Annotated in this window: 10 protein-coding genes and 1 pseudogene; all 11 read left to right on the top strand. The window is 32.5% G+C overall.

What is annotated here, in order from left to right; translation table 11 throughout:
- Positions 1-184 precede the first annotated feature (184 nt).
- The 11 genes and pseudogenes from C792_RS0114015 (at position 185) to C792_RS0113965 (ending at position 7,048) form a co-directional block, all read left to right on the top strand.
- Positions 185-496, top strand: a complete 312-nt coding sequence (locus tag C792_RS0114015) for a hypothetical protein (RefSeq protein ID WP_017550087.1) — start codon at positions 185-187, stop codon at positions 494-496.
- 17 nt (positions 497-513) lie between these two features.
- Positions 514-996 carry a hypothetical protein gene (locus C792_RS0114010; protein ID WP_017550086.1) on the top strand — a complete coding sequence of 161 codons (483 nt, stop codon included), beginning with the start codon at positions 514-516 and terminating at the stop codon, positions 994-996.
- Between the two features lie 127 nt (positions 997-1,123).
- Entirely contained in the window at positions 1,124-1,474 is a 351-nt protein-coding gene (locus C792_RS0114005) for a hypothetical protein (RefSeq protein WP_017550085.1), read from the top strand.
- Positions 1,475-1,700: 226 nt separating this feature from the next.
- Positions 1,701-1,979, top strand: a complete 279-nt coding sequence (locus C792_RS0114000; RefSeq protein WP_017550084.1) for a hypothetical protein — start codon at positions 1,701-1,703, stop codon at positions 1,977-1,979.
- 134 nt (positions 1,980-2,113) lie between these two features.
- Complete coding sequence (locus tag C792_RS0113995; protein ID WP_017550083.1) at positions 2,114-2,635, top strand: stage II sporulation protein M; 522 nt, start codon at positions 2,114-2,116, stop codon at positions 2,633-2,635.
- Positions 2,636-2,639: 4 nt separating this feature from the next.
- On the top strand, positions 2,640-3,161 hold the full coding sequence (locus C792_RS0113990) for a tubby C-terminal domain-like protein (protein WP_017550082.1): 522 nt from the start codon (positions 2,640-2,642) through the stop codon (positions 3,159-3,161).
- Between the two features lie 6 nt (positions 3,162-3,167).
- Positions 3,168-4,049 (top strand): ABC transporter ATP-binding protein, encoded by an 882-nt coding sequence (locus C792_RS0113985; RefSeq protein ID WP_017550081.1) that lies wholly within the window; start codon positions 3,168-3,170, stop codon positions 4,047-4,049.
- A gap of 1 nt (position 4,050) precedes the next feature.
- Positions 4,051-4,974 (top strand): ABC transporter permease, encoded by a 924-nt coding sequence (locus C792_RS0113980; RefSeq protein ID WP_017550080.1) that lies wholly within the window; start codon positions 4,051-4,053, stop codon positions 4,972-4,974.
- Positions 4,975-4,992: 18 nt separating this feature from the next.
- A complete protein-coding gene (locus tag C792_RS0113975) occupies positions 4,993-5,226 on the top strand; it encodes a DUF6677 family protein (protein WP_017550079.1) in 234 nt (77 codons plus the stop codon).
- Between the two features lie 436 nt (positions 5,227-5,662).
- A pseudogene (locus tag C792_RS0113970) lies at positions 5,663-6,220 on the top strand (recombinase family protein); the annotation flags it as partial.
- 186 nt (positions 6,221-6,406) lie between these two features.
- Complete coding sequence (locus C792_RS0113965; RefSeq protein ID WP_017550077.1) at positions 6,407-7,048, top strand: helix-turn-helix domain-containing protein; 642 nt, start codon at positions 6,407-6,409, stop codon at positions 7,046-7,048.
- The last annotated feature ends 332 nt before the right edge of the window (positions 7,049-7,380 follow it).

Raw genomic sequence — 7,380 nt, 5'->3', positions numbered from 1 at the left:
GCATGCATTGCTGCATTTCAAACCGCAAACCCCTTGATATGCCGGCAGTGCCGGCGATATATAAAGTCTGCCCGAAACCCTTCGAATGTACGTGGAAATGTACATAAAAAACCGAGTATATGATACAATAAACATGGATGTACATATAAATGTACTTATGAAAAAATTGAAATGGAGGAGTTTCATGGGAAACATACATGTTCGGGACGTGGATGAACAGGTACTGTTCCGACTAAAAAATATGGCCAAGGATCAGCAGATCTCTTTAAGTGAACTGGTGCGGGAGGTCTTGGGAAAGTATGTCGAAGATGACATGCTGTTTCCTTCAATGACTGCATTTGAACGGGCGATCAAAGAGACGCAAATCAGTATGGATGCCAATACGGATGCGTACAATCAGTTTATAAAAGACAATCATCGCTTTAGAACATTTATGATTGATCTGGTCACAAAAGAAGAACTTGTGATAGACGAAGACACCAATAATGTGGAGTGAAGGAGGCATGGGACACTGTGATTTCCAAAAGATATGACTTTGATAATGAGACTGTTTCGAAGATTAAAACAATAAAGACAGCCAAAGGGATCAAGACAGAAAAAGAAGTTTTAATCCGGGCACTGGATCATTACTTGCTTTCAGAAATGATTGAGCATGAATCCGTTGAGTTTAAAACATTGCAGAAGATGAATGCGATAGAAGACCATTTGAAGCGATTGAACAGCAAAATGAATCATGTGGACCTCGGAGTCAGTATCAACAACTTATTTCTTGCTTCTGAATTTGAAATCGAACGGCATCCGAGAGCAATTATTGATAGAGAAACCTTAGACGGCTACTATTTTTCTTCAGCTAAAAAAGAAATTCAAAAAATGATCCGCATAAAAGATGATGCAAACCGTATGAGAAAGATGAAAAATGATTATAAGGAATCAACGGCTGAAGAAATAAAAAAGCCAAATAAAAATGATTCTGACGATAATTGGTTAAACGTTTGATCTCAAATCGATAAAGTATAAAACTTTCATTCTGGTATTCGACTAGAAAAGTAACTAATATTTATAGAAATTCAAATAACCAATTCTGAAAATAATGAATAAAAGTAAGAACATAGGAGTGATAATTTTGGATTTATTTGTTCAGTTATTAATTGGTATTGTGCCTGCAATAATATCGGGTTTTGTGGCTTATATTAAAGCAACAAAAGAAGCAGATATTGAATTAGGAAAAGCACAAAAAGAAATTGAAAGAGTTGAAAAAGAAAGTGAAGGAAGAATAAAAGAAATAGAGAAAAGAAGAGAAAAAGATTTAGAATTTTATAAAGGAAAATTGGAAGCAGACAATGAACAAAATCAAAATGAGTTTGTTAACCAATATGCTGATCAGTTCATGGGTAAATTATTCGGAGATATTGATAACATTGAAGACTTAATGAAAATGTCTAAAAAATTTGGTTATGATAAGGAGAAAAAATAGAGCATTTGTATATTATCAGATTGAGATGATTTTCTTATTTTGACACTATAATCACATACTTGGGTGATTATAAAAGTAACTTAGATGTTATTAAGTGGACAAATTGTGTTCAATTTATACATTGGTTATAGATTTATCAAAGTTTGAGAAAAATAAAACTTTTTTGTAAATAATGTTGAAAAAAGGAAATATCTCCTATAATATATTTTTTATAGGAGGTGATAACATGTTATATGAAGCATTTACAGGTGGAATATCAGCTCAAACAGCAGCGACTGAAATAGCAAGTAGGCTAGCTAAAGCTATACCTGGTCTCGAAGCTGGAGCAATAGCACGTAGTTTAGCTTATAAAATAAATGCTCTAATTAATACTACTGATGGTTTTCAATGGTCAGATTTAGGTAGTATTATTGTAGACATCGGGAACTTCGTATTGGATTTTACACCTTATGCTACATATGGGGATATAGCAGCAGTACTATGGTCTGCTTCTAATATCCTATAGAATGCTTCTATTTGGCAGTTTGGCGGTATGCTGAGTTCAAATAAGATGGTGAAAAGTTTTCATCATCTTATTTGTTATTTTTTTGATATGAAGAGAATGTGTAAATCTTTATGTTCTCTTGGGGAGTTAGACCTATGTACACTAGAAAAACTTTTATATCTACCTTTTTAATTCTAAGTATCATTTCTTTTCTTTTAGGCTATGCCAATACAGTGGTGGGAACAATTGATATTTCTTATCTAAATCCCATAGATATAATATATATATTTTTTGTTAATGTTGTGATAATACTCTCAGCACTTTTATTCGCCCCTGTTGGGTTGCCTTTTTATTATATATTTAACACTATTTTCAATATAGGAAAGGCCGCTAAAGAATCAGGAATCGAACTTTATATTTACATACCTATATCGCTTCTCCACGGTGTTTTTGAAATAATATGCCTTTATTTTCTATATAAAATATCATTAGATTATTTTAAGATATATTTTAAAAAGAAAATATCCATCGAAGAGAGAGTGAAAAAGTTCAAAGACCAAACAGGTTATGTTTTAAAAAAATATGTTGGAATGATAGTATTGTTATTGTTTATAGGCTCTATCATTGAGGTCATGATTAGTAATAGAGTACTTAACTTTGTATTAAAAGGTGGATAAAACAATGTATAGATATAGAATATATAATAAATACTCTACTAAACTTTCAGAAGTAGAAAATGAAGAAAAAGATACTATAGGTTATATTCATAAAGTGTATAATAATGGTTTGGAAAAAGCGATTGATTATGTTGGCAAGGCCGGTCTTATCAATAGATTTGAAGTTCTCAATTTAGATAAAGAAGTTGTTTTTAAAGCTAAAAGGGGAAACCCCCTTAAATGGAGAAAGTATGATGTAGAATACTTTTATGAAAATAAAACTTTTAAATTCGAAATGAAACAAAAAGATTTCTTAAAAGTCACAAACCGCACAGAATTCTCATTCAATGATAAAAATTATAGTATGGAGCAAACTTTTGGATCTTGGGCAGAGTTGACTGAGAGAGAGTCGGGGAAAGTAATAGCAAAATGGAAGATAAAATTCGTGAGCCCTTTTTATGGTAATTTAGAAATATTGGATGAAGAATATGAAAAACATAGGTTATTTCTATTGGGTGTTTTCCATTCATATTTCTATGGAGAGTAGAATTGCATGAAGAAATTGATAATAGAAAATTTAAGAAAAAGATTTAAGAAAAAAGCTGTTTTGGATGATATCAATTTACAGATTACGGAAGGTACAATTCATGGTTTAATAGGTGAAAACGGAGTTGGCAAAAGCACTTTGATGAAAGTCCTAACAAACCTTACTAAAAAAGATAATGGAAATATCATTTTGAAAGGCTATGATGAAGATGTGAGTATAAAAGGAGTAATTGAAGAACCAAGTTTATATCCTTTTCTCAACGCATTACAGCACCTTCACTACTATGCTAGTTTATTTAAATACTCTCCAAGCAACACAGAAGTTGATCGAATCTTGCAATTAGTCAATTTATACGAAGAAAGATTCAAGAAAGTTAAAAACTATTCACTAGGCATGAAAAAAAAACTTTCTTTAGCTCAAGTTTTTTTATTAAGCCCCAATATATTAACATTAGATGAGCCCTTCAATGGATTAGATTTAAAAACATCCATAAAAGTTAAAAATCATTTGAGACATATGAAAAATAATGGATCCATTATTATTATTTCTAGCCACATACTCTCCGATATGAGTGATATATGTGACAACGTCTCGCTCTTAAAAAGAGGTAAGATAGTATATAATCACACAAAAAATCATGTGTATGTCGATAAATTTAAGATGGAAACTAGTCAAACAGAAGAAACTTTAAAAATATTAGAGGAACTTTATGTAGATTACAAAGTCGATATTAATAAAATAACGTTAAATTGCAATCTAAAGAAACTGAGTTGGGTTTTAAAGGAATTAGATTATAAAACTATACATTTATATTCACTAATTAATCATAAGAAAGATTTAGAAGAAATGTTTATAGAGTATAATCATATTAAAGATCCGGAGAAATAGAATGTTTTTTTTACACTTATTAAAGGCAGAAAGTGTTAAATTTTGCAATCTGAATATTAATTATTTCTTTTTAATTTTGATTTTAGTCTTATTAACTATATTTTCAGTAATCGATTATCAATCTTTTGAGTCTGACAATATAAGTGATTGGCGAGAGGAAGTGCAAAAAGAAATTAAGACTAATCAGAGCCAAATATCTTCTGCATCTGATGAAGTCATTGTAGAATTCCATGAACAAAAAGTTTCTCAGCAAAGAGCATACTTGCAAAACAATATAAATCCATATGAAAGAAATCAATTTTCTTTAATACAAAATACTCTTGGACTGCTTACAATAACAACTCTTTTTTTTGTAATATCAGCAAGTTTAGTAGTTTCTCAAGAGTATAATTATAATACCATTGGAACCATAATGATGAGCCCGTCGAAAGCGTGGGAAGTTATACTATCTAAATATCTTGTTATATTTATTACTACAATAAGTATATATTTTTCTATTTTTATACTATTACTAATTACTGGGGGGGTAATTTATGGTTTTGATAATTGGTTTGCAAAGTCAATATATATTAAAGAGAATGAAATTCACGTCCAAACTATGATTACTTATTTAATTAAGTACTATAGCAGTAATTTAATATCAACTTTTATGGTACTCTCTCTTGCTATATTTTTAACAACGTTAATGAAGAGTTCTATGTTGGCAGTTATAGGTACTATGTGTCTGCTGATATTCTCACAAAATATATCCATCAGTATGTCAGGGTATGATTGGTTTAAATTTACTTTCATACCTTACCTAGATCTACAAGATTCTATACATGATTTAAGTGAATTTAGTACAGGATTAGTCTTTTGCTTGTTTTACATCATGCTTTTCTTGACACTATCAACGTTGTTCTTTTCGTACAAAAAACTAAAATAATTAAGGAGAAATAAAATTATGAAAAAAAAATGGGTAGCTGTAGTATTGTCTTTTCTATTTCCTGGTTTAGGGCATATTTACTTAGGAAGGTTTCCTATTGGAATTACTTTAATTGTACTTACTGTAGGATCCTGGGTTCTAGGGCAAGTAGTCAATCCAGTGATTGGTTTAATTTATTTTGTATTATGGATCTTTGCTATGATCCATTCAGCAAAGATTACTAGAGAAATAAATGCTCAAATGCAGAGATGATCTATCAATTCTACCTTGCATATTCGCATATCTCTACAAGCAGAGCGATTCGTCTACATCAGTGTTACTAATCATATTATTAATAACTTTGTGTGATTAGTAACTCTCCAGTCGAATAAAAAATTTTAAACCTGAGATTCTAAATGAATTCTCAGGTTTTTAAATACTATATTCACCCATGTTTTAGTCTCGGTTTGATAGTAGTATTTTATAATTAGGAAAATTATTTGATTTATTTGACAACTACTTATGTATTTTCACAACTAAAGGGTGAATATTTCAGTATTTTACTCATAAACGAATGTTTTTGAGACGCTTATTTTTTAAGTAAAAAGAGCTGTTAAATCATTAGACACATGTTTCTAAAGATTGCTCAAAAACTTAATTTCATATACCACCTTTTATGATATAGTTTCATTAAAAGGTGGTTATTTTTATGTCTCGTTATATTTATGGATATGCCAGGGTAAGCACGCATCAGCAAGATCTGTTTCGGCAGCTGGATCTATTGGAACAATACAATTGCAATGAGATTCTGACAGAAAAGATTACAGGTATAAAATCAGACCGGCCGGAACTGAACCGTCTAATAGATAAATTACGCCCAGGTGATATTGTGGTGGTTGAAAGTTTTTCAAGGCTGGGGAGAAGTACAAAAGACCTCATCGAATTAGTGAATTATTTTGAAGAAAATGATGTGAAATTGAAGAGTATAAAAGAGGATTTTGATACATCAAGCCCCCAAGGACGATTGATGATGACTGTCTTCCAAGCGTTTAGTCAATTCGAGCGGGATTTGATTGTCGAACGTACCAAAGAAGGGTTGGAAAGTGCCAGAGCGAGAGGACGGAAAGGGGGCCGCCCCAAAGTAAAATCTAAAACAGTCACAAAGGCGATCAACCTATACAATACAAAAGAGTACAGCATACGAGAGATTGTAGAAATGACTGGAATCAGTCGAGCGACCCTTTACCGGTATTTAAAGACCTCCAAATAAAAGCGCCTATAAACACTGTTTATATACCATGGTATAATGCGTTTATGATGATTTTGTAAACGGTTTAAAAAGATCTTAAAATACCATACTATCAACATTCTATGAAATATTTTATCTAAAGATATAAACGTTTGTATAAACGATACAATAAACGGTCATAAACGAAGAGTCGGAGGTAAGAAAATGAAGGAACTGAATACGCTCTATACTCCAGCTCAGGTCGCTGAAAGAATTGATCTTTCCCAATCCAGTGTCCGCAGATACACTATCGCCCTTGAAAAGGCTGGGTATGCCAATATCAAACGAGACCCGAACAACCACAGAAAGTATGATATATACGATATCCAGACACTTGAATACTTTAAAGGGCTGGTAAACGATAAGAAACACTCTTTTGAGCAGGCACTCGAAGAGACAATGAGCGACCTCGATTATATTCATGCCAAAGTGGACACCCGAGCCCTCTCAACTCTGTCTTCTGACAATAAACATACGGAACGCCTGGAACAGAAGGTGGATACATTGATCGAACTGGTGCGGGAACTCAATCAGAAGACGGAGCACCTGCAAAAAGATAATGAACGTCTCACGGAACTGGTGGAAAAACAGCCTTTAATGTTGGATATATCTCAACAAGAAAGTACCGATGCCGTTGAGACGCCAAAAGATGAGGACAGAGAGCAAACAGAGGATGATGAGGGTAATACGCCCAAAGTTTCCGAAATACCTCAACAGGGGACTGCTGAGACTTCCGAGACAAAAAAAGAAGAAATAAACCAAAAAAATGACGGGATATTCTCCCGCCTTAGAAAGTTTTTCCGTTGAATGTTTGCGATTCCACCGAAATATGTATAAAATGGTCTGTAAATAACTGAACGGAAAATTAAAAGAGTACCAGCATTAAAGGGTAGTTGGTCGCTATCCTTTAATCGCTTACCGTGACGCACCACGGCAAACACTTTAGGTACTCTTTATCATCCTTATGATACCCGTATTATAGCGAGTTACAACCTATTTTACAAGTATTCAGGATGATAAAGGGGCATATTTTCAAAGAGTGTAGCCGTAGACTAGCGGTTACACTCTTTTTCTTTTCTGAAAAGAAAGGATATGGATACTATGACCACTCAATACGAAATCGTCAGCTTCACCGACTA

Source organism: Salinicoccus carnicancri Crm (assembly GCF_000330705.1).
In the GTDB taxonomy this organism is placed as follows: domain Bacteria; phylum Bacillota; class Bacilli; order Staphylococcales; family Salinicoccaceae; genus Salinicoccus; species Salinicoccus carnicancri.
Note: the sequence above shows the minus strand (reverse complement) of the source record. Positions and strands in the feature narration are given on the sequence as shown.

Excerpts from the sequence above, each read along its gene's own strand:
- C792_RS0114015 (WP_017550087.1), top strand. The coding sequence starts at position 185 with ATGGGAAACATACATGTTCGGGACGTGGATGAACAGGTACTGTTCCGA.
- C792_RS0114000 (WP_017550084.1), top strand. The coding sequence starts at position 1,701 with ATGTTATATGAAGCATTTACAGGTGGAATATCAGCTCAAACAGCAGCG.
- C792_RS0113995 (WP_017550083.1), top strand. The coding sequence starts at position 2,114 with ATGTACACTAGAAAAACTTTTATATCTACCTTTTTAATTCTAAGTATC.
- C792_RS0113990 (WP_017550082.1), top strand. The coding sequence starts at position 2,640 with ATGTATAGATATAGAATATATAATAAATACTCTACTAAACTTTCAGAA.
- C792_RS0113985 (WP_017550081.1), top strand. The coding sequence starts at position 3,168 with ATGAAGAAATTGATAATAGAAAATTTAAGAAAAAGATTTAAGAAAAAA.
- C792_RS0113980 (WP_017550080.1), top strand. The coding sequence starts at position 4,051 with ATGTTTTTTTTACACTTATTAAAGGCAGAAAGTGTTAAATTTTGCAAT.
- C792_RS0113975 (WP_017550079.1), top strand. The coding sequence starts at position 4,993 with ATGAAAAAAAAATGGGTAGCTGTAGTATTGTCTTTTCTATTTCCTGGT.
- C792_RS0113965 (WP_017550077.1), top strand. The coding sequence starts at position 6,407 with ATGAAGGAACTGAATACGCTCTATACTCCAGCTCAGGTCGCTGAAAGA.